Below are 23088 nucleotides of genomic sequence, written 5' to 3'. Positions count from 1 at the left end.
ATGAGCAAACGCCTCAACCTAATACGTTGAGGCGTTAATCTGAATCTTTCGATGCACGAGATTACAGACTATATTGGGCGCTTTGCGCCATCGCCAACGGGTCAACTTCATTTTGGCTCATTGGTTACTGCACTTGGCAGTTATCTTCAAGCTCGCGCACACCATGGGCGTTGGCTTCTGCGCATCGATGATATAGACCCTCTTAGAGAACCTCCCGGCACTGCATCCCAAATTATTCGCACATTAGAACATTATGGTTTGTTCTGGGATGAAGAGATCCTCTATCAATCGCAACGCCATGATGCTTACCGTGAAACTTTACACACTCTTTGGAAAGAGGGTGTTTGCTACCACTGTCATTGTAGCCGTCATCGTTTACATGACTTAGGGGGCGTGTATGATAACCACTGTCGTCACCGAGAGTCACTCACAGATAATGTGATACCTTTTGATAAAGAGAGTGCATGGAGGTTGATCCAACAGCATCCTGTTTATCATTTTGAAGATGTCATTCAAGGTACATATTATGCAAAGAGTACATCTATCGTGTTAGAAGATATGATTATTCACAGAAAAGATAACTTATTTGCGTATAATCTAGTGACGGTGATTGATGATAATTATCAGGGTGTAACCGAAGTTGTTAGAGGTGCCGATCTACTTGATCCCACATTGCGACAAATCAGTTTACATAAACAACTGAATTTACCTATTCCGCGTTATGCTCATTTACCTTTAGCAATAAATCATGACGGTAATAAATTATCAAAACAAAATCACGCGCATGCGTTGCCAGATACTGATCCAAGACCCGTCATTATCGATGCTTTGCGGTTTCTTAATCAGCCTATTATTGAGGGTTGGCAAGATTATTCATTAGCATCATTATTAGAGATTGCGACTGCGCAGTGGTCACCTTCTGAGATTTTAAAACAAAATCATCAGCAACAAGGGTATGAATAAACCACACAAAGCATTCTCAAAAAATGTTCAGTAGGCTATGATTAGCCGCTTAATTTTTTTAATTATTAGAATTTATTATTCGAGGTGTCATATTTTTAATCGAGTAGCACATTTCTGCCGTAATCTGCTAGGGCGACAAACAACGTCATCAGACACACAACCGGTAGCAAGTGAAAGGCCAGTCACTGCATCTGACCGACCAATACAAGAAACACAGAAACCTGTGCGTCGGCGTCCTGCTATATCCGCAGACCGTCCCCGTAAAAAAAAGAGTAATAAAGAAAAGGCGAACGGGAGTGATTTGCCAATGACTGTGATCCCAAGAGATCAACACCCAATTTCACGTAAAGATATCAGCGATAATGCATTAAAAGTGCTTTATCGCCTTAACAACTCAGGCTTTCAGGCTTATTTAGTTGGTGGTGGTGTCCGTGACTTATTACTGGGAAAAAAACCAAAAGATTTTGATATTGCCACTAATGCAACACCTGAAGATGTACGTCGATTATTCCGCAACAGCCGTTTAGTCGGTCGTCGTTTCCGTCTTGCTCATATTATGTTTGGCCCTGAAGTGATTGAGGTTGCGACTTTCCGCGGTTCTCATGAAGATCATGAGGTTTCAGACAATAACCAATCTCAGCAAGCACAAAGCGGCATGTTACTACGCGATAATATTTTCGGCTCAATTGAAGAAGATGCCATTCGTCGTGACTTTACATTAAACAGTCTTTATTACGGTGTTGATGATTTTGCTGTACGTGATTACGTTGGCGGTTTAGCGGATCTAAAAGCAGGTATTATTCGCTTAATTGGCGATCCTGAAACGCGTTATCGCGAAGATCCCGTCAGAATGCTTAGAGCCATTCGCTTTGCCAGCAAATTGGATATGCAAATTGCGCCTGAAACCGCAGAGCCAATTAGCAGACTCGCCCCTTTATTACGTAATATTCCATCTGCTCGCCTTTTTGAAGAGTCACTAAAATTATTACAAACAGGGCAAGGCTACAAAACTTACAAATTAATGTGTCGCCATCAATTACTTGAGCCACTGTTTCCATTGATTGCTTCTAAAATGACAGAGCAACATGATACGCCGATGGAGAGAATGTTAGATCAAGTTCTCAAAAATACAGACTATCGCATTAATAAAGAGATGCGAGTCAATCCGGCGTTCTTATTTGCAGCAATGTTATGGTATCCATTAATTGAACATGCTGAAAAACTAGTCCAAGAAAGTGGTCTTTCTTACTATGACTCTTTCTCTATGGCAATGAACGATATTTTAGATGAGCAATGCCGTACTATTGCGATACCAAAACGTATTACCACAACAATGCGTGATATCTGGCAATTACAGCAGCGTTTACCTAAACGCCAAGGCCGTCGTGCAAATAAATTACTTGAACACCCTAAATTCCGAGCAGCGTTTGATTTACTGGAATTACGTGCCAATGTACAACGCAACCCAGAGCTTGAAGCGTTAGCAAGTTGGTGGGCTGATTTCCAAGCGTCTAATAATACGCAACAGCGCTCAATGGTATCTGAATTAGGTCAAGCACCGGTTCGCAGACGTCCACGTCCACGTAAACGCCCTCGTCATCCAAGTGCAAAGCCTGCATCTAGACAAGAGAGTACCAATGAGTAAACAGAAAAAACGTGTTTATATCATTCTGGGAAGTAACTTGAATTCACCTGACGATCAGGTGAATTCAGCGATTAAGGCAATCAGTGAGATCCCACAAACAACATTGATTGCACAGTCATCTTGGTATCGTACACGTCCAATGGGGCCTCAAGATCAACCTGATTACCTAAATGTCGCTGTTGCGGTTGATACAACATTAGCACCAGAAGAGTTACTTGATAACACTCAAGCTATTGAATTGGCGCAAGGTCGTGTTAGAAAAGAAGGTAATCGTTGGGGGCCAAGAACGCTTGATCTTGATATTATGTTATTTGGTAATGACGTAATCCAAACAGAACGATTAACCGTACCTCATTACGGGCTTAAAGTACGTGAATTTATGCTTTATCCATTAGCTGAATTAGCACCAGATCTTCGCTTTCCTGATGGTGAATTATTAGCAGACAGATTGGCGTTAGTGCCTGAAAATGGCATGGAAAAGTGGTAACTTCACACTAATACGCCCTTAATGCTAAAGGTTGATACTGTAAAAAACATAAACAGTATCAGCCTATCTCCTCTCCTTTGCTTTCCCTCAATTTTTCAAACTCCCCTCATCGCCTCAATCTTTAAACTCTTTTGTATTTATTTTTCACATATAACCAATTGATGAATATAAATAAAAATTATCATTTGTTATTTTTTATTACTCATTTAGTTACTTTTTCTTCGTTTTTAGTCCTTAAATGCTACAATCGAAAGCGGCTTTATTTTGACAATTCAATATTTTCCTTAATAAACAAACAATTATGTGAAGTAATTAATTTTATCTACACACAAAAAAACGACAATGATGGAGTTTGTTACAATGAAACCCACTACGCTTTCTACGTTAAATCGCTATAAGCAAGAAAAGAAAAAATTCGCCACAATCACCGCTTATGATTCAAGTTTTGCCCGCCTTTTTGCACAAGAAGGTATTCAAGCCATGCTGATTGGTGATTCACTAGGAATGACATTACAAGGCCATAACAGCACGCTCCCCGTTACTGTTGAGCAAATTGCCTATCACACCCGCTGTGTAAGAGCTGGCGCTCCTAATGCCTTCTTAATTGCTGATATGCCCTTTATGTCTTATTCAACACCTGAACAGGCTTGCCTTAACGCCGGCATTTTGATGCAAGCAGGTGCCAACATGGTGAAGATTGAAGGTGGAAGTTGGTTAATTCCTACCGTTAAAATGCTGGCTGAGCGTGCAGTTCCTGTCTGTATCCATTTAGGATTAACACCACAGTCAGTCAATGTTTTCGGGGGTTACAAAGTCCAAGGTAGAGAACAAGATGAAGCAGAGCAATTAAAGCAAGATGCTATCGTCCTTGAAGATGCAGGTGCTCAATTAGCGGTATTGGAATGTGTTCCTGTTACTCTAGCTAAAGCAATTACAGACGCGTTAACGATGCCTGTTATTGGTATTGGTGCTGGTAATGTCACTGATGGGCAAATTCTTGTGATGCATGACTTATTAGGCTTAACCCCTCAAGCACCTAAGTTCTCAAAAGATTTTTTACAAGAAGCAGGATCATTAAAAGGTGCTGTCAGCCTTTATGTTCAACAAGTTGAACAAGGTCTGTTTCCCGAAGAAAAACATTCATTTAACTGATTTATTATCTTAATTATCAATATCGTTTAAAGGAGTCACGCCATGCTAATTATTGAAACTACGCTTATCTTACGCAGAGAAATCAAGCGATTAAAGCAAGAAGGTAAACGCATTGCATTGGTTCCAACCATGGGTAATCTTCATGAAGGTCACCTAAAATTAATTGAAGAAGCCCGCATTCACGCAGATGTCGTGATAGCTTCTATATTTGTGAATCCACTTCAATTTGATAGAGAGGCGGATTTAGCAAACTACCCTCGAACTTTGCAAGAAGACTGCGAGTTACTGCGTGATAAACATGTTGATATTATCTTTGCTCCTTCAGCGAAAGAGATGTATCCACACGGTATGGAAAACCAAACTACCGTTGATGTACCGGTATTATCTAGCGTATTAGAAGGAGCAAGTCGCCCTGGTCATTTCCGTGGTGTCACAACCGTTGTCAGTAAGCTTTTTAATCTTGTACAACCTGATGTTGCAATGTTTGGTGAAAAAGATTTTCAACAACTGCAAATTATCAAAAAGATGGTAAGTGATTTATGTATGGATATCAGTATCGTTCCTGTTGCTATCGTCCGTGACAAAAATGGTTTAGCGCTCAGTTCGCGTAATCGCCTATTATCTGATAACGAAAAACAACAAGCTCCCGCACTTTATCAAGCGATGCAAGAAATCGCAGAGCAATTAAAGTCTGGGGATCGTGATGTTAATCAGTTACTACAAAATGCAAAAAACACCTTAGAGCAACAAGGTTTTCGTACAGATGAGTGTTTTATTTGTGATGCAGATACACTCACACCATTAAATGAAGAGAGCCGTCGAGCTGTTATTTTAATGGCTGCATGGCTGGGTAATACTCGCCTTATCGATAACCAGCAAGTTAATCTTGTAGATTAATTATTAGAATATAGGAAACACAACAATGCTACGCACTATGTTACAAGGCAAACTTCATCGCGTAAAAGTGACACAAGCCGATCTGCATTATGAAGGCTCTTGCGCGATTGATCAGGATTTTATGGATGCCGCAGGTATTCTTGAAAATGAAGCGATCGATATTTATAACGTTGATAATGGCGAACGTTTTTCAACTTACGCCATTTGTGCAGAAAGAGGTTCACGAATTATTTCTGTCAATGGTGCCGCCGCTCGTCGTGCCGCTGTTGGCGATCGCTTAATTATTTGCTCTTATGTACAAATTCCTGATAGCGATGCGCGTAGCCATAAGCCAAACATTGCATATTTTGAAGACAACAATGAAATGAAGCGCATTGCTAAAGCTGTGCCCGTTCAAGTTGCCTAATTCATAAAATATTGCTCACTTCCCATAGGCAGAGGTTCCCTGCTTATGGGAAATAATAACAAGACCAATAAATAACCCATTATTATTATTTGCTTGTCACGATTCACCTTGATAAAAACGAGATATAAGGTTCAAAACCAGTTTTCTTCTCCGTTTTTCCTCGCTTATCTTTCTGTAGCTTGTTATAAATCATATAAGTATTGTCTGACTACTCTCTGACTAATAAAAAATTATGATAAAAGTTGCTTTAGTAGATGATCACATTGTTGTGCGTTCTGGTTTTGCACAACTCCTAATGCTAGAACCCGATATTCACATCGTGGGTGAGTATTCTAATGGGCAAGAAGCATGGCCTTATTTAGCTCATGACGATATTGATGTTGCCGTTATGGATCTCTCTATGCCTGGCGAAAGTGGTCTACAACTCCAAAGCCGTTTAAAACAAAAGCGCCCTGATTTTCGAACTATTATTTTAAGTATCTATGACACCCCTGCCTTTGTTCAGAGTGCACTAGACTCTGGTGCTCGCGGTTATTTAACAAAACGTTGTGGTCCTGAAGAGTTAGTACAAGCAGTACGTGCTGTACATCAAGGTGGTTGTTATCTCTGTTCTGATGCAATGAAAGCATTGCGACAAACACCTGAAAAAGAAGATGCACTCCACACTTTAACTCCTCGTGAAAGAGAGATTTTTAATCTGTTAGTTCAAGGTGTTAATGTCAAAACCATTGCTGTACAACTTAATCTTAGCCATAAGACCGTACACGTTCATCGAGCCAATGTACTGGGTAAATTAGGCTGTGAAACCACCATCGATTTAGTTCATTTCGCCTTAAAGAATCAGTTGATCACAGGCTCGCTGTAATATGAAAAGGGGACTGCGTTTTCTTCTTCAATCCCTTTTTTTATTGCTTACCTACTCTTTACTTTGGCTATCACTTTGGGTGATTGGCTTCTATTTAAGTAAAAATGGGCAACAAGCCGCCCTTTTCTTACCCCAAGGTCTACGATTAGCCCTGATAATTTTACTCTGGCGTCGCTTTTGGCTTCCGATGCTATTTGCCGAATGGGGGCTTTATTACTGGTTAGCGCAAGAGCAATTAATTACCCACACCATTATTTATCTTTCTCCGATACTAAGCCTCGTTGTCGCACTAGAAGTTCAGCGTATTTGGTGGCGATATCCGCTTTATTGGCAACGCTTAACCCTATTAATTGGCGCTGTGGGCTTTAATAGCCTGCTACAAGCCTTTATTCTCGGGTTTATTATTAATACCACCAGCGATATTTTCCTCACATCAGTAACTGGGGGTATATTGCTCGCGCCTTTTGTCTTTTTACTTTATGAATATCTTCGTGAATTACAAAGTCGCGCCTTAGTCTCTGATGGTACTCCCGATCCTCCTCTAAGAACTTCCTTGCTGATGTGGGGATTTCTATTTTGCCTTATCGGGTTAAGTGCTCAGTTTTTTTTAACACCCGAGATAGAGCGTTTATTAGTTATCCTTGTATTTATTCCTAATGTTTTTATGGCTTACCGTTATGGCTGGCAAGGTGGCGTTTTATCCGCACTGTTAGGTAGTTTGATTATCACTTTTGCTCGCCAAGTCAATGGCGCTTTTAATGATTTGCGTGAGTTAGAAATGTTCTTAACCACACAAGCCATTATCGGTATTGGCTTAGGGATTGCGATTAGTCGCCAACAGCAACTTGCTCATAATTTACGTCATTACCGTTTACGCCTAGAACAAGAGTTACAAGCTCGTCGCGATCTAATGGAAAAACTGGTTCATACCGAAGAAGATGTTAAAAAAGCCATTGCTCGCGAATTACATGATGAAATTGGGCAGAATATTACGGCTATCCAAATTCAATCAATGCTAATCAAAAGAACGGCGGATAACGACAAAACACGCCAAACCGGAGAGCAAATTGAACGGCTCGCCCTACAAATTCATCAATCTACACGTCAACTACTCCGACAATTACGCCCTCCTGTTTTAGAAGAGATGTCGCTTGAAAAAGCCCTTCATCATTTAATCAATGAGTTTGCTTTTGATGACAACGGCATTACCTGTAATTTTAATTACTCATTAGATAAAGAGCCTGAAAACGAAACCATTATTTTTACTCTCTACCGTTTGGTGCAAGAGCTGTTAAACAACATTAGTAAACATGCTAACGCAACCTACATCCAAATCTCACTGACTCAAAATCAAAACCGTTTACGGCTAATTATTAGTGATAATGGCGTTGGTATGTTACCGACATCATTATCAGCACAGCAAAGTAGTGGCTTTGGATTACGAGGAATAGAAGAACGCATTCGCGCTTTAGGCGGAGAATGGGAAGTGATTAACCGTCACGGTACGAAAATAATTGTTAACTTACCCACAAATTCAAAAGAAAACAGTGAAAACTAGGAATAAGTCTTAGTCATCTACAACCTTATCTCATTCTTTTTCGCGACATTTTTTTTACATTTGCAACATCAAAGAGGATGTTATGTCAGGTAAAAATTCGGCATCAATTAATAAGACCTATAACTTTTGGCGCAAAAATTTAATGCTGTCGATGATTATCGGTTATGCCACTTTCTATCTCACTCGTAAAAGCGTCAACTTTGTAATGCCCGTTATGCAGGTTGAATTGAATTTAGATAAAGGGGATATCGGTTGGATAGCCAGCCTTTTTTATCTCACTTATGGTTTATCTAAATTTGTTTCCGGTATTTTCCATGACAAATGGGGATACCGCTGGTTTATGGGTGTGGGACTAGTCATGACAGGCATTATGAATATTATTTTTGCCTATTGTCTTTCGTTTCCCGCGCTGCTTTTGGTCTGGGCACTAAATGGTTTCTTTCAAGGCTTTGGATGGCCTCCTTGTGCAAGGTTGTTAACACACTGGTATTCACGTAATGAACGCGGTTTCTGGTGGGGATTATGGAATATCTCAATCAACCTTGGCGGGATGAGTCTTCCCATTTTAACTGCGTGGCTAGCGACGCATTATAGTTGGCAAGTCGCACTGCTTGTTCCCGGTATTATCGGTATCATCATCGGGTTGTGGTTGTGTGTACGGTTAAAAGGTACTCCTGCAGAGGAAGGGCTTCCTACCGTGGGTGTGTGGCGGCGCGATGTTTTTGAATTACGTCAAGAGCAGGCATCACCCCCTAAACCTATGCTAACTATTTTGAAAGAGAGCATTTTATTTAACCGAATGATTTGGTTACTGGGTTTTTCCTATATTTTGGTTTATCTCATACGTATGGCGATTAACGATTGGGGAAATATCTGGTTATCAGAAACACATGGCGCCAACTTATTGAGTGCTAATGCCATTCTCTCTTTATTTGAAGTGGGTGGCTTACTCGGCGCGTTATGTTCAGGCTGGGGCTCGGATTTATTATTCCGCGGTCAACGAGCACCAATGATATTGCTGTTTTCACTCGGACTTTTTACCGCAGTAACAGCACTTTGGTTAATTCCAATTCATCATTATGCTTTGCTCGCAGCCTGTTTTTTTAGTATCGGTTTTTTTGTGTTCGGGCCACAGATGTTAATCGGGCTTGCTGCAACAGAATATTGCCATAAAAACGCAGCAGGCACGGTAACTGGCTACTTGGGATTGTTTGCCTATTTAGGGGCGGCAATGGCAGGTTGGCCATTAAGTCAGGTCATGGCGCATTATGGTTGGACTGGGATGTTTGCATTATTAACCAGTGCTGCGGCCTTAATGGGACTCTTACTAATGCCATTGTTGATTGCTGATGTTAGCAAACAAGAGCATTTAGTTGGCCCTCTTTCATTTTCCGATGACGACACATTTAAAAGGTTCTGAACATGAAATTGAAAACCCTCTCTACACTCGTTGCTGCTGGTCTGGCTCTTTCTGCAGTTAGCTTATCAACAAATGCGGCTGGTCGCTTAGTGGTTTACTGTAGTGCGACAAATGCCATGTGTGAAGCTGAAACAAAAGCCTTTGCCGAAAAGTATGATGTTAAAACAACCTTCGTTCGTAATGGTTCAGGAAGTACTTTAGCTAAAATTGAAGCTGAAAAACGTAATCCACAAGCTGACGTTTGGTATGGCGGTACAATGGACCCTCACTCACAAGCTGGTGAAATGGATCTACTAGAGCCTTATGTTTCACCTAACCTCGATCAGATAATGCCACAGTTTCGTGATCCGGCTAAACGTAAAGGCAACTACTCTTCTGCGGTTTATGTCGGCATTTTAGGTTTTGGCGTGAATAAAGATCGCTTAAAAGAAAAAGGCATTGCGATCCCAACTTGCTGGAAAGATTTAATTAAACCTGAATATAAAGGTGAAATTCAAATCGCTGATCCACAAAGCTCAGGTACAGCTTACACTGCACTGGCAACCTTTGACCAATTGTGGGGCACTGAACAAGCCTTTGATTATCTGAAAAAAATCAACACAAACATCTCTCAATATACCAAATCAGGTATTGCTCCGGCACGAAATGCAGCGCGTGGCGAAGCCGCCATTGGTATTGGTTTCTTACATGACTACTCATTAGAAGTTGAAAATGGCGCTCCACTTGAATTGATTTCACCTTGTGAAGGTACAGGCTATGAAATCGGTGGTGTGAGTATCATTAAAAATGCCCGCAATATGGATAACGCAAAATTATTCGTAGATTGGACACTCTCAAAAGAAGCTCAGGAAATTAGTTGGAAAGAAGGCAAATCTTACCAAATTCTAACTAATACTTCGGCTGAATCTTCACCAATGGCACTGAAATTATCAGACTTAAAACTCATTAACTACGACATGGATAAATATGGCGATAGCGAAGTGCGTAAAGAGCTGATTAATAAGTGGGTTACCGAAGTAAAAATGGGTAAATAGCTCATTAATAGAGCGAGATAACCTCTCGCTCTCTTTTTCTCATAATAATAAATACATTTACTCTCGGGGGATTTATGTCTCACACACTCGCTTTACCTGAAAAAAAGAGGCGGGATCCCATATTTTTATGGATCCTAATTGCATGGATGGCATTTGCTTTACTGCCGTCATGGAGCCTTGATTACGGTCTTTTAGATTCTACAGCAGATGAATTGCTCACCTCTTACGGCTGGAGTAGCGTCAATATCAGTTGGCTCTGGTTTTTATTACCTAGTTTACTGTTATTTCGTCCATTAACTGCTCCTAAGCGTGAAAATCGCTCTCGCCACTATTTTGATGCTAGTTTTGCGCTATTTTGTGCATTTATTGCAATCGTTAGTGCAACTCTTGAAGGGCGTGGCTTAGGTTATTCTGCGATCATCCTCTTTATTTCTTTGGGAATGATCATGAAAACCGCCTTAACACGCCTTGAATGGCTGGGTGGTGACAGTTTTGTTATTGGCTCTTTAATCGCCGTTGTTGCGCTGATTGGCGCCTTTATCATCTTCCCAAGTATCGCTATTTTTATTCCGATGTTTAAAGATAGCGCGGGCAATTTTGCACCTTTTGAGTTTATCGCTATTTTAAGCCAAGCTCATATTGTGCAAGTGATGCTCAACTCTATTGTGCTCTCTATCGCAGTGGGTATCGGTTGTACTTTCTTTGGTTTAATTTTGGCAATTTATACGTCTCGTATTGCGGTACGTTCTGCCATTATTGGTCGTGTATTTTCTATCTTACCTATTGTTACACCTCCTTTTGTTGTCGGTTTAGGCGTGACATTAATGATGGGCCGCTCTGGCTATGTGACAGAGTTTCTCGCGACTTACGCAGGACTGGAAAATACCAACTGGTTATACGGTTTTACAGGGATTTGGTTAGCTCAAGTACTCGCCTTTACCCCAATGTCATTTATGATTTTAGATGGTGCTATAAAAACCATTCATCCTTCATTGGAAGAAGCGTCTTACACCTTAAGAGCTAACCGCTATCAAACCTTCTTTAACGTCTTTATGCCGTTACTTAAGCCCGCGTTAGCCAATGCGTTTTTAATTGTGATTGTGCAATCTCTGGCCGACTTTAGTAACCCTCTGGTTTTAGGGGGCAACTTTGACGTTATCGCCACACAAATTTACTTCTATATCACAGGCTCTCAGCTGGATTATCAATCAGCCAGTACATTAGGTGCATCACTGCTAGTTTTCTCACTATTAGTGTTCTGTGTGCAGTATATGTGGATTGGTAAACGCTCTTACGTCACGGTATCAGGTAAATCTTATCGCGGTGATGTTCAACCTCTTCCGTCTTCACTGATTGCTTTTGTGACTACCGTTTTAGGTATTTGGGTTGTCTTTAATATCCTGCTCTATGGCAGTATTTTCTATGGCAGTTTCACTGTTAACTGGGGGGTTGATTACACCTTAACATTCGATAACTTTATCAAACTATTTGGTCAAGGAATGAGTGACGGTGCATGGCCTTCGTTGTTAGATACCTTGTTATATGCAGGTATTGCGGCGCCGATTACAGCCATTCTCGGACTATTAATTGCCTATATCGTAGTACGCCAAGACTTTAAAGGTAAGAAAAGTATCGAGTTCACTACAATGCTTTGTTTCGCTGTACCGGGAACCGTTGCAGGTGTCTCTTATATTCTTGCGTTTAACGACTCGCCTTTCTATTTAACGGGAACAGCTGCCATTGTCATTATCTCTATGACAATGCGTAACGTACCAGTGGGAATACGTGCAGGTATTGCGGGGTTAGGACAAATTGATAAATCTCTTGATGAAGCCTCTCTAAGTTTAAGAGCGAACTCAATGAGAACCATTTTCTATGTGCTATTACCGTTATTACGCCCTGCTATTTTATCTGCGCTGATTTATAGCTTTGTGCGTGCCATTACCACAGTCAGTGCCATTGTTTTCCTTGTTACACCAGATACACGCGTTGCCACCGCTTATATTTTAAATCGTGTTGAAGATGGTGAATACGGCGTCGCAATTGCCTACGGCTCGATTTTAATCGTTGTGATGTTGGCAATTATTTTCTTATTTGACTATTTGATTGGCGAAGCCCGTGTTTCACGCTCTAAAGCCAAAAATGCACAGTAATACGGAGTATAAATCATGACACAACAACATTTCGTTGAACTGAAAAATGTAATTAAGCGTTTTGGCTCTAACACGGTAATTGAAGATCTCAGTTTGTCTATTCCACAAGGCAAAATGGTTTCATTATTGGGGCCTTCAGGTTGTGGTAAAACAACGGTGTTACGTTTAGTTGCAGGGTTAGAAAAACCGACAGAAGGTAAGATTTTTATTGATGGTGAGGATGTTACTGACCGCTCAATCCAGCAACGTGATATTTGTATGGTGTTTCAGTCTTACGCCCTTTTCCCTCATATGTCTTTGGGGGAAAACATTGGCTATGGCTTAAAAATGCTAGGACGACCTAAAGCTGAAATTAAACAACGTGTCTCTGAAGCTTTAGAGCTGGTGGATTTAGCCGGTTTTGAAGACCGCTTTGTTGACCAAATATCGGGTGGACAACAGCAACGTGTCGCCTTAGCGCGTGCGTTAATTTTAAAGCCTAAAGTGTTACTTTTTGATGAACCACTGAGTAACCTTGATGCGAACTTACGCCGTAGTATGAGAGAGAAAATTCGTGAATTACAACAACAGTTTAATATCACCTCTCTTTACGTAACTCATGACCAAAGTGAAGCATTTGCGGTTTCTGATATGGTATTGGTGATGAATAAAGGCAAGATAATGCAATTAGGTTCACCGCAAACTCTTTATCGCCAACCCGCTTCTGAATTTATGGCAAGCTTTATGGGGGATGCCAACTTATTCCCAGCGACATTGGGCGCTGATTATGTTGATATCTTCCAATATCGTTTACCAAAACCAGATACGTTTAATACGACTAAAACAGAAGTGAGAGTGGGCGTTAGACCTGAAGCGATCACCTTATCTCAACAAGGTGATGCTTGTCAGCAATGCAAAATTGTCCATGTCGCTTATATGGGGCCTCAATATGAAGTGACAGTGGAATGGCAAAATCAAACCTTGCTATTACAAGTCAATGCCACACAGCTTCAACCTAATGTAGGCGATAGCTACTATCTACAAATCCATCCTTATGGCATGTTTATTTTAGAATAAACATTTTCACCCTATTTTATCATTTATCTTCAAGGCGTCATTATGGCGCCTTTTTTGCCTCTTTACTTTTGATACTCTTAATTTATTTTTTATCCTTAAATTACAATTAATTATAATATTTTTATTATTTTTAAAAATGATCACTTGCTAATAATAATTATATTTACTTACAATATTTACAAAATGTTATGTTATAACATAATAAACAAAGGAGGGTAAGTGATATGAAAAAATCTATTTTTAGCTATACAACACTTTTTATTTCAATAAGTTATTCTTTATTTGCAAATGCAATCCCTGCAATAAAGTCAAAAGAAAATCAGAATAATGAGGTATTAAAAGTCTATTCAACACCTTTACATACGTCACAAGAGAAAATGGCAATACCCGTTGCAGTTTTAATACAAGAAGATCTACGCACTAATCGTAGTGCATCTATTGCAGAAACATTGACATCTTTGCCAGGTTTTCATGCCAGCTTTTTTGGGGGGGGTTCGGTACACCCTGTTATTCGGGGAATGTCAGGAAATCGAGTCAAGGTATTGCACAGTGGTAGTGATCTTATGGATGTTTCATCTATTGGTGCTGATCACGCCATCACCAGTGAACCTTTTTTAAGCCAGCGTATTGAAGTATTAAAAGGACCAGCAACATTACTTTATGGAGGAGGCACGATAGGTGGAGCAATAAATGTTATTGATAGCAAAATTCCTATGTCAGTACCTGAAAAAGGCTACGAGGGTGAATTACAGTATCAATACGATTCCGTTTCTAAGGGAAATACAGGATCAGCCGGATTAACATTAGGGCAAGATAATTTAGCTCTGCGTATTGAAGGCACTAAGCGTTATCAAAGCGATTACAAACAACCTGCGCCTTTGCATCAAGGAGAACCTAGCCGTTTAGCAGGCTCTTATCAAGATAACCAATCTGCAAATATTGGTACATCTTGGATCTTTGATGATGGCTATATTGGTATTGGCTATGGTGAACAGCATCGCCGATATGGATTGCCTAGTCATACTCATTTTCACGATCATGATGAGGGCCACCACCACACCCCTATTAGCCCTCCTTTAGCTGGTCATCATCATGATCACAATCATGAATACCCTGATGAAAAACATGAACATGGCATTCCTTATATTGTTATGGAGAGTAAACGATGGGATCTTCGTGGTGAAAAAAGTAACCCTTTTGTCGGTATTGAATCTGTACGTTTCAGTGCAGCCAGAACCAATTATCATCATGACGAAAAAGAAGGTCATGAAGTCAGTACCCAATTTAAAAACAAAGGAGATGAATTAAGATTTTCTTTCACACATCAACCCATTTTAGGCTGGCATGGCGTTATTGGCGGACAATTTAATCAACGTGATTTTAGTGCCTATGGAGAGGAGGCTTATGTTCCTTCAACAAAAACAAAAAATCACTCACTCTTTTTATTAGAAGAATACCAATTAGGTGATTTTCGCTATGAATTAGGATTTCGCCAAGAGTGGCAATCGCTGTTAAATAGAGAAACTCAAAAAACTAATAAACAGAGTGCATCTTCTATTTCTACTGGATTAGCGTGGAATTTTACACAAGACTATTTTTTAAATTTATCACTATCACACACAAAAAGATTACCTGTCGCAGAAGAGCTCTATGCGAATGGTGTTCATGCCGCAAGTAGAACCATTGAAAAAGGCGATCCTAATTTAACTGCAGAAACCGCAAATAATATTGATATTGGAGTAACTAAAGTAACAGGCGATATTCAATTTAATATGAGTGCCTATTACAATCGTATCAATAATTATATTTACGGCAAGTTTACTGGTGCTGAATTAAATAATGGTTATCGTTCATTACAATATGTTCAACATGATGCACAATTTAAAGGTGTAGAAGGAAATATTGATTATTACTATAACCAAGATAACTTAATTGGTATTTCTGGTGATTATATCAGAGCAAATTTACTAAATAATAAGGGAAATATACCAAGAATACCGGCTTATCGATTAAGTGCTTATATTAAACATAGTTTGGCAGAAAACTTAACTGGACAAATCCGTGTTGATCATTTTGGGAAACAGAATAAAACAACCGAGTATGAAACACCTACGGATTCTTATAACACGGTTAGTTTAGGTAGTGAATATATTGGTTATTTAGACAACTCCGATTATACCTTATATGCCAAGATTAATAATATTTTTGATGCAAAAGGGAAAGATAGTACCTCTTATATTAAAGATGAAATGTATTTACCAGGTCGTAATATTATCTTAGGCGCTACTCTTACATTCTAATATAAATATCATGAAAAAAAGTAAACTCTCTATTATTTTGCTTATGCTTTTGTCATCTCCTTTATATGGAAAAGAGAGTAATGATGATAAAGGCAAAGAAAAAGAAAATCAAAACGATGCAATAACAGTTAAAGGTACACTAATAAAAAATAAAGAGACGTTTTCCTCTTTATTACTTAATAACCGAGAAGAGATAAAAGATAAACAACTTGAACAAATAAAAACGAATACTATTGGTAATACCGTTGCAAAAGTTGCGGGTGTACAAGCCGAAGGTTTTGGACCTAATGCTGCAAGACCTGTTATTCGAAGTTTATCAGGAAATCGTGTCGGTATTTTAGTCAATAATCTGCCAATTAATGATGTTTCATTTATTAGTGGAAATATGCCTATTCCCATTGATATGAACCGAATTAATGAAATATCGATCAGTAAGAATTCTGAAGCACTCTTTTATGGTGGTAGTACAAGCGGTGGTGCCATTCATTTATGGGATGATAGGATAATGACACAATTACCTGAAAAAGCCATTTCAGGTGCAGTGACTTTTAATGGAAGTACCAATAACGGTAATGGTGGCTCTGCAAATATTAAACTCAGCGATGAAGAAAATTGGATTTTTAATCTTTCTGGAGCAACGAAGCGTGTCTCTAGATATAAAATTCCTACGAATTCTAAAGCAGGTCCTTGCTACAGCTTTCAGCAACTTAAAGAGCACTTTGCATTACGTGATCAATGCCAAGTGGATATGAAAGTTTTTACCAGTCGTAATCCTGAAGCTTATCCTTATATTAGTGAATTCTGGAAAAAGTATCAGATTGAATATGAGTTAAGTGAAAGTGATAAATACACCTTTAAAGATAAAGATTATTTTTCAGGCATTGGCTATGTAAATAACGAACCAAATTCACTATATAAACCCGGTAGTCCTCCATCTATTGAACATGTAACTCCACCTAAACATTATGTTGAAAATAACAATAAAGAGATCCCGAATAGCTTTTTAAAAAGCCAAAGTGGCAATGCATCTCTTTCTTATATTAGAGATAAAGGCTATATAGGTTTATCTGTTACTGATTTTCAGACTTCTTACGGTGTGCCAGGATATGCCTATCTCACCACAAAAACAAGCCGAGAAATGTATAAACCGGTTTCAGTTTCAAACCATAATCGGCGGATAGATATACAGGGAAAACATTATCACTTAACACCTTTTTTAAGGGACAGTGCTTTTTATTACTCTTATTCTGAATCTAAAGATGAAGAATTGGTGGGACAAATTGCATCATCAGTATTTGAGACAAAAAATCACCAATTTGCATTAGAAACTGCACATGCTCCACTATTTAATCGGTTAAATGGTGCTGTTGGCGTTAATGGTAATTATCGTGATCTGAAAACGTCTGGTTATGATGCTTATTTACCAAGTGTATTAACCAAAGAGTATGGGATATATTGGGTTGAGTCACTCAATTTATCTCCTTTTGAAATTACCGCTGGATACCGTAAAGGCTACACTCAACATCACCTCAATATTCCAGCTAATTATAATAGCGGTAGAGGACAAGGTTCTAATTTACAAAACCGTCATTTTGATACAAGTGCAAATACACTAGCCTTATCTTTTACACCAATTGATGAATGGACATTAAAGCTACAACAAAATATTTCCTATCGGGCACCAGAAATTAATGAACTTTATACACATGGTCCTCATTATGCTTATCTAATTGAGGAACAAGGAAATAGTAAATTTAATACAGAGAAAAGTAAAAGTATTGAATTATCATCTGTTATCGAGGTTGGTAATTTCTCTAATAAACTTAATCTGTATAAAACAGACTATAGTGACTTTAAATTTAGGAGATTAACAGGAGTTAGCCGTGGTGGCGTTACCGTTATGGAATGGGATGAAACAGATCTTGAAACAAAAGGATTAGAATACGAATTTAAGTATTTATACGAGTTACCTCACGAGCACAATCTCACATTTACACTATTTGGGGATTTTGTCGAAAATAAAAGCAAAAGAAAGCTATTTATTGCAGGTAATTATTTGCCAAACTTACCTAATGAAAAACATGGTATTAGCATTAATTATCAGCATGGAGAATTAATGGCATTTAGTAGCGCCACTTACAATAAAAAACAGAAAGAAAGTGGTGGATTAATGTATGGTGGAGATATTACTTTCCCTTCTTATACTTTAGTCGATGCGGGTATTGGTAAAAAATATCATCTTGATAAGTTAGACGTTTCAGTTGATTTTATTATTAATAATCTCACCAATACTGAAGCAAGACCGGCATCTTCTCAATTGAAATACTTAGCGCCATTACCGGGTCGAAATTATGGAGTAAATGTCAAAATTGATTTTTAATATATTCAGATTTAACAAGATATAAAGTAAGCGAGGCACCCAATGGGTGCCTCTTTTTTATAATAATACTACGACATTTTCCCCTGGTGTGACATCCTGGTGTGAATGTTTGATGTAACACTTGGTGTAACACATTGCTACGCTATTATTGTTTTAAATAATGATTAGAGATACTTGTACTACTCCCTTTATTTTTTAAGATGCTATCAGAACAAAAGCTGATAGCACCCGTTCTACACTCTATTTTCCTTGAGCGAGATATTTTTGCATTTCATCCGCAGGAACCATACCACCGCCAGTCGCCCACACTAAATGCGTTGCATTTTGCATTTTTTGACTGTCCAGTGATAAGCCTTGCAGATAATCTCTAGCTTGAGTGACATGTATAGCACCAGCCATTCCAGCTAAAGCCGAAGGTTCTAACTTAATTCCTTCTTCTTTATTTAATAAACTGAGTAAATCATAAAGCTCTTGATCATCAATAGTGTAATAACCATCAATTAAGCGCTCCATTGCACGACCTACGAAGCCTGATGCACGACCAACGGCAAGACCATCAGCAGCAGTGACGTTATCGATACCAATCTCTTGTACTGAGATGCCTTCATGTAATTGGGTATAAACGCCCAATAACATACAAGGTGAGTGCGTTGGCTCGGCAAATAAGCAGTGTACTGCATCACCAAATGCCAATTTCAGCCCAAAAGCAACACCACCAGGGCCACCACCAACACCACAAGGCAGATAAACAAACAGAGGATGCTCACTATCAACACGAACACCTTGTTCTTCAAATTGGCGTTTTAAACGTAATCCCGCTACCGCATAACCCAAGAATAATGTTTTTGAGTTTTCGTCATCGATAAAGAAACAGTTAGGATCCTTCTCTGCTTCTTTACGCCCCTCTTCTACCGCAATACTATAATCTTGTTCATATTCAACAACATTCACGCCATGAGAGCGTAATTTATCTTTCTTCCACTGACGTGCATCAGCAGACATATGAACACTCACACTAAAGCCTAATTTCGCACTCATGATCCCAATAGACATACCTAAGTTGCCTGTTGAACCTACCGCGATACTATATTGGCTAAAAAACTCACGGAATTTATCAGAAAATAACTTTTCATAATTATCATCTGTACTTAATAATCCCGCATTGATCGCCAATTTCTCAGCATGAGTCAGTACTTCATAAATCCCACCGCGTGCTTTAATTGAACCTGAAATAGGCAGGTGACTGTCCTTTTTCAAACGCAATTGACCGCTAATAGAGGTGTTATAACGCTTTTCAAGAGCAACTTTCATCTTAGGAATATCAACCACTTCTGATTCGATGATCCCTTTAGTAACCGCTGTTTCTGGAAATGCTTTAGCTAAATAAGGTGCAAAACGTTGTAACCGCGCTTGTGCGTCAATTACGTCATCTTGCGTTAAACCAACATATGGAAGTCCCTGGTCAGTGGAGGTCACTTTTGGGTTAAACCAAACCACTTCTTTTAAGTCCACTAAGTCATTAACTAGTGGAAAATTACTTTTTAATTTATTTATATCTATATGGCTCATAGTCGTTCTCTTTTATATGACAAAAGAAAGCATAAATGTACCGCCTAATGCGACAAAGGAGGCAATAAAGGTCGCGACACTGTAAAAACGAAAAGTTTCACTTAAAGTTGCATTACAATACTGTTTCACTAACCAAAACAGTGAGTCTGTGACGATGGTACAACCAATAGCACCTGAACCAATTGCTAATGTAATAATTTCAGGGCTAATGTCTGGGTATAAAGGCATTAATGGTGCAACAATTGCAGTAGCTCCCATCATTGCAACAGTTGCAGAGCCAACAGCTGCATGAAGGATAATGGCGACTAACCAAGCCAATAAAATTGGATGCATATCCAAGTTAGAAAGAATTAACGCTAAAGATTCACTTAAACCACTACCTTTTAAAATGCCGTTAAAAGCCCCCCCCGCACCAATAATTAATAAGATGTTGGCAATGGAGCTAAAGCTATCTTCTGTTTTCTTTAATAAAGTATTCATGCCCATATTACGGCGAATACCTAACACATAATAAGCAACAAAGGCAGCAATAAACATCGCAGTAATTGGGTTACCAATAAACTCTAATGCGGTATAAATCGATGTACCTTTAGTCATATTTAATTCGGCTGCTGTTTTTATCAGCATCAGAACAATAGGTAATAAGACAGTAAACAGAGTGGCACCTAATGAAGGCAAATCTTTTTCTTCACGAATTTCCATATCAGAAAATTCTTCAGGTACGGTTTTAAATGGTAAGCGCTCACCTAATATTTTTAAGAATAAAGGACCACCGACTAAAGATGCAGCTAAGCCTACCGCAAGACCTGCAACAATAACGGTTCCCATATCTGCTCCTAATTCATTTGTTACGAATAGAGCAGCTGGATGAGGAGGAACAATGCAGTGAACAGCCATTAATGCTGTACATAATGGGATAGCTAATTTTAATAATGATGTATTTGTTTTTTTCGCAATTGAGAAAGCAAGAGGAATAAGTAATACCACACCCACTTCAACAAAAAGTGTAATACCACAAATAAGACCAACCAATACCATAATAACGTCTGGAGATAACCAACGGCATTTTTGTAATGTAATACCGATGCGTTCTGCGGCACCTGATATTTCCATCATCTTACCAAGAATAGTGCCTAAACCGATAATTGCTGCTAAAAATCCTAACGTACCACCAATACCATTTTCAATCGCATTTACCATTTCTAAAGGATTCATCTTCATTGCAGTACCCACAAAGAAGCTTGCCAATAGTAAGGCTAAAAACGGGTGAAACTTAAGTTTTATTATAGTAAAAACAATGAGCAAGATACTAATTATCAGAGTACCTAGCACCCATAACGTTGAATCCATATATCCATCCCAAATATTTTATTTATTGTTAATCATATTGAATATTAATCATTCGGTACTTACAAATGATGAAAACTTACACTAAGATGAACTCAATTAACTCAAATAAGTGATCAAAAGCACAAATAATCACATTGTGACGAGTGGTAGCATGGTATTTCATCTTAACATTACCTTGATTGTTAACTTACGTTACTATTAATAACAAAACGAGAATAAAAGAATGTTTGAATCTTCTAACGTGATTTTAAGAAATAAACGATTATCCAGTTATCAATTAGCAAGACTTCACACTTTTGAAGCAACAGGTCGTCATCTTTCATTCGCTTTAGCGGCAGAAGAGCTATCATTAACCCCCAGTGCCATTAGCCACCGTATTAATACATTGGAAGAAGAGCTAGGAATTAAGCTATTTAACCGCTTTCATCGCCGAATTGAGTTAACAGAAGAAGGAGAGCGTATTTATTGGGCACTTAAAAAAACACTAGAAGATATTAACCAAGAGATTTTAGATATTCATAATCAAGAAGTCTCCGGTGTTCTCACTGTTTATTCTCGCCCTTCTATTGCTCAATGTTGGTTAGTCCCTCGTATTTCAGATTTTACTGAACGTTATCCATCCATTGAGTTAAATCTACTCACAGGAAATGATGATATTAACTTTCGAGGTTATGGTATTGATCTCGCAATCTATTTCGATGATAAGCAACTACAAAACCTTTATTGTGAAGATTTAATTTCAGAATCTATTATTCCTGTATGCAGTCCCGAATACGCGAAAAGACATGAGCTTGCCGGCAATATTCATCATCTTTCTAATTGCACTTTGCTACATGATAGACAAGCGTGGAGCAATAACTCTGATTTTGATGAATGGCGAGCTTGGAGTGAATATATGGGGCTTTCACTTTTTCCTAATCGCAGCAATATCTGTTTTGACCGTTCTGATCTTGCTGTTATCGCTGCTGTGAACCATTCAGGGGTGGCAATGGGAAGGAAGCGTTTAGTGCAAAAACAATTGGCTAATAAAGAATTAATTATTCCTTTTGATAATAGTGAGCTTTTTTGTGCTCAGCGTTATTACCTTGTCACTCGAAATGAAAAAAATAATGCTAAAGTACAACTTTTCATTCAATGGCTGAAAAAACAAATCAAGGAAAGCATGTAATTTTTTAAGGAAAATCCGATGAAAGAGATGACCTTTTCAACACAACAAATTATTGCTATTGCAGAATATGCAGGGCTAACGATCACGAATAAAAAAAATATCACAGAAAATAAACGCTATATCCTCGTTGATTTACTGGATGTAAAAACAGAAGAAGGACTTTATTACGGGGCTGCGGTGCTGGATTTTAGTAACATTCATCGCAAAGCACGTATTTTAGAATTTGACGACAAGGGCTATCAACGCGCACAAGCTCGCGAGACACAAATTCAAGACTATAAAAATAATCGAAAAACTCAAGAGCCTGATACTTACCAACCTTCCATTCATCGTTATAGCCACTATACAGATTTTCAAATAAACCTAACCGCTATCTATCGTCGTTATGGTTATGAAATCGAATTTGATGCAGAAACCGAAAAAGTTTGGAGCTCTTTAGATCCTGATGGTGCGTCATTCGATTTACTCAAAAATGCCAATGATGCACTTTCTTTATTAGAAGATTGTGAAATGACATGCTCTTATCATCAAGAAAACAAAGTATGGTCTGTCACTTCAGTAGAAAAAGACACTGTTGAACATAAATCACTCAACCGTGCTATTGCTGAATGTTTTTTATTAATGACAGATCATTATGCCGATGATTGGCCTAATATTGAAAATATTCTTTACTAAAAAAACAAAT

Annotated in this window: 18 protein-coding genes; 16 read left to right on the top strand and 2 right to left on the bottom strand. The window is 38.6% G+C overall.

Features of this window, described 5'->3' with window-relative positions; all coding sequences use genetic code 11:
- Positions 1–51 precede the first annotated feature (51 nt).
- The 14 genes from gluQRS (at position 52) to GWJ01_RS13965 (ending at position 18316) form a co-directional block, all read left to right on the top strand.
- Positions 52–963, top strand: a complete 912-nt coding sequence (gene gluQRS / locus GWJ01_RS14030; RefSeq protein ID WP_109401262.1) for a tRNA glutamyl-Q(34) synthetase GluQRS — start codon at positions 52–54, stop codon at positions 961–963.
- Between the two features lie 91 nt (positions 964–1054).
- Positions 1055–2608, top strand: a complete 1554-nt coding sequence (pcnB, locus tag GWJ01_RS14025; protein WP_411909536.1) for a polynucleotide adenylyltransferase PcnB — start codon at positions 1055–1057, stop codon at positions 2606–2608.
- Positions 2601–3095: a 2-amino-4-hydroxy-6-hydroxymethyldihydropteridine diphosphokinase gene (folK, locus tag GWJ01_RS14020; protein WP_161711218.1), complete on the top strand. Its 495-nt coding sequence runs from the start codon at positions 2601–2603 to the stop codon at positions 3093–3095. Before pcnB ends, folK begins: the two co-directional genes overlap by 8 nt.
- A 360-nt stretch (positions 3096–3455) precedes the next feature.
- Complete coding sequence (panB, locus tag GWJ01_RS14015) at positions 3456–4247, top strand: 3-methyl-2-oxobutanoate hydroxymethyltransferase (protein ID WP_109401265.1); 792 nt, start codon at positions 3456–3458, stop codon at positions 4245–4247.
- Between the two features lie 42 nt (positions 4248–4289).
- Positions 4290–5144: a pantoate--beta-alanine ligase gene (gene panC, locus GWJ01_RS14010; protein ID WP_109393310.1), complete on the top strand. Its 855-nt coding sequence runs from the start codon at positions 4290–4292 to the stop codon at positions 5142–5144.
- Between the two features lie 25 nt (positions 5145–5169).
- Positions 5170–5550, top strand: coding sequence for an aspartate 1-decarboxylase (gene panD / locus GWJ01_RS14005; protein WP_064719124.1), 381 nt, complete (start codon positions 5170–5172; stop codon positions 5548–5550).
- Between the two features lie 232 nt (positions 5551–5782).
- On the top strand, positions 5783–6415 hold the full coding sequence (locus tag GWJ01_RS14000; RefSeq protein ID WP_023580792.1) for a response regulator transcription factor: 633 nt from the start codon (positions 5783–5785) through the stop codon (positions 6413–6415).
- Position 6416: 1 nt separating this feature from the next.
- Positions 6417–7973 (top strand): MASE1 domain-containing sensor histidine kinase, encoded by a 1557-nt coding sequence (locus tag GWJ01_RS13995; protein ID WP_109401266.1) that lies wholly within the window; start codon positions 6417–6419, stop codon positions 7971–7973.
- 67 nt (positions 7974–8040) lie between these two features.
- On the top strand, positions 8041–9393 hold the full coding sequence (gene uhpC / locus GWJ01_RS13990) for an MFS transporter family glucose-6-phosphate receptor UhpC (RefSeq protein WP_083629108.1): 1353 nt from the start codon (positions 8041–8043) through the stop codon (positions 9391–9393).
- A 2-nt stretch (positions 9394–9395) separates the two neighbouring features.
- On the top strand, positions 9396–10427 hold the full coding sequence (locus GWJ01_RS13985) for an ABC transporter substrate-binding protein (protein WP_069368510.1): 1032 nt from the start codon (positions 9396–9398) through the stop codon (positions 10425–10427).
- A gap of 74 nt (positions 10428–10501) precedes the next feature.
- A complete protein-coding gene (locus GWJ01_RS13980) occupies positions 10502–12580 on the top strand; it encodes an ABC transporter permease (RefSeq protein WP_109393306.1) in 2079 nt (692 codons plus the stop codon).
- 15 nt (positions 12581–12595) lie between these two features.
- Positions 12596–13636: a ferric ABC transporter ATP-binding protein gene (gene fbpC / locus GWJ01_RS13975; protein WP_075673470.1), complete on the top strand. Its 1041-nt coding sequence runs from the start codon at positions 12596–12598 to the stop codon at positions 13634–13636.
- 224 nt (positions 13637–13860) lie between these two features.
- Positions 13861–15936, top strand: a complete 2076-nt coding sequence (locus GWJ01_RS13970; protein ID WP_161711217.1) for a TonB-dependent receptor — start codon at positions 13861–13863, stop codon at positions 15934–15936.
- Positions 15937–15946: 10 nt separating this feature from the next.
- Complete coding sequence (locus tag GWJ01_RS13965; protein WP_161711216.1) at positions 15947–18316, top strand: TonB-dependent receptor domain-containing protein; 2370 nt, start codon at positions 15947–15949, stop codon at positions 18314–18316.
- A 240-nt stretch (positions 18317–18556) separates the two neighbouring features.
- On the opposite strand, the gene GWJ01_RS13960 is transcribed toward GWJ01_RS13965, so the two are convergent.
- Positions 18557–19885, bottom strand: coding sequence for a D-serine ammonia-lyase (locus tag GWJ01_RS13960; RefSeq protein ID WP_109401270.1), 1329 nt, complete (start codon positions 19883–19885; stop codon positions 18557–18559).
- 12 nt (positions 19886–19897) lie between these two features.
- Positions 19898–21235 carry a D-serine transporter DsdX gene (gene dsdX / locus GWJ01_RS13955; RefSeq protein ID WP_109393301.1) on the bottom strand — a complete coding sequence of 446 codons (1338 nt, stop codon included), beginning with the start codon at positions 21233–21235 and terminating at the stop codon, positions 19898–19900.
- Positions 21236–21458: 223 nt separating this feature from the next.
- On the opposite strand from dsdX, the gene dsdC reads away from it, so the two are divergent.
- Positions 21459–22403 (top strand): DNA-binding transcriptional regulator DsdC, encoded by a 945-nt coding sequence (gene dsdC, locus GWJ01_RS13950; RefSeq protein ID WP_109393300.1) that lies wholly within the window; start codon positions 21459–21461, stop codon positions 22401–22403.
- Between the two features lie 18 nt (positions 22404–22421).
- The gene (locus tag GWJ01_RS13945; RefSeq protein ID WP_161711215.1) at positions 22422–23078 is read left to right on the top strand and encodes a hypothetical protein; all 657 of its coding nucleotides are present in this window, start codon (positions 22422–22424) and stop codon (positions 23076–23078) included.
- The last annotated feature ends 10 nt before the right edge of the window (positions 23079–23088 follow it).

This window comes from Proteus sp. G2618, assembly GCF_009915995.1.
Lineage (GTDB): Bacteria > Pseudomonadota > Gammaproteobacteria > Enterobacterales > Enterobacteriaceae > Proteus > Proteus terrae.
The sequence above is the reverse complement of the archived record's forward strand: the minus strand, read 5'-3'. Positions and strand labels throughout refer to the sequence as shown.

Excerpts from the sequence above, each read along its gene's own strand:
- gluQRS (WP_109401262.1), top strand. The coding sequence starts at position 52 with ATGCACGAGATTACAGACTATATTGGGCGCTTTGCGCCATCGCCAACG.
- folK (WP_161711218.1), top strand. The coding sequence starts at position 2,601 with ATGAGTAAACAGAAAAAACGTGTTTATATCATTCTGGGAAGTAACTTG.
- panB (WP_109401265.1), top strand. The coding sequence starts at position 3,456 with ATGAAACCCACTACGCTTTCTACGTTAAATCGCTATAAGCAAGAAAAG.
- panC (WP_109393310.1), top strand. The coding sequence starts at position 4,290 with ATGCTAATTATTGAAACTACGCTTATCTTACGCAGAGAAATCAAGCGA.
- panD (WP_064719124.1), top strand. The coding sequence starts at position 5,170 with ATGCTACGCACTATGTTACAAGGCAAACTTCATCGCGTAAAAGTGACA.
- GWJ01_RS14000 (WP_023580792.1), top strand. The coding sequence starts at position 5,783 with ATGATAAAAGTTGCTTTAGTAGATGATCACATTGTTGTGCGTTCTGGT.
- GWJ01_RS13995 (WP_109401266.1), top strand. The coding sequence starts at position 6,417 with ATGAAAAGGGGACTGCGTTTTCTTCTTCAATCCCTTTTTTTATTGCTT.
- GWJ01_RS13985 (WP_069368510.1), top strand. The coding sequence starts at position 9,396 with ATGAAATTGAAAACCCTCTCTACACTCGTTGCTGCTGGTCTGGCTCTT.
- GWJ01_RS13980 (WP_109393306.1), top strand. The coding sequence starts at position 10,502 with ATGTCTCACACACTCGCTTTACCTGAAAAAAAGAGGCGGGATCCCATA.
- fbpC (WP_075673470.1), top strand. The coding sequence starts at position 12,596 with ATGACACAACAACATTTCGTTGAACTGAAAAATGTAATTAAGCGTTTT.
- GWJ01_RS13970 (WP_161711217.1), top strand. The coding sequence starts at position 13,861 with ATGAAAAAATCTATTTTTAGCTATACAACACTTTTTATTTCAATAAGT.
- GWJ01_RS13965 (WP_161711216.1), top strand. The coding sequence starts at position 15,947 with ATGAAAAAAAGTAAACTCTCTATTATTTTGCTTATGCTTTTGTCATCT.
- GWJ01_RS13960 (WP_109401270.1), bottom strand. The coding sequence starts at position 19,885 with ATGAGCCATATAGATATAAATAAATTAAAAAGTAATTTTCCACTAGTT.
- dsdX (WP_109393301.1), bottom strand. The coding sequence starts at position 21,235 with ATGGATTCAACGTTATGGGTGCTAGGTACTCTGATAATTAGTATCTTG.
- dsdC (WP_109393300.1), top strand. The coding sequence starts at position 21,459 with ATGTTTGAATCTTCTAACGTGATTTTAAGAAATAAACGATTATCCAGT.
- GWJ01_RS13945 (WP_161711215.1), top strand. The coding sequence starts at position 22,422 with ATGAAAGAGATGACCTTTTCAACACAACAAATTATTGCTATTGCAGAA.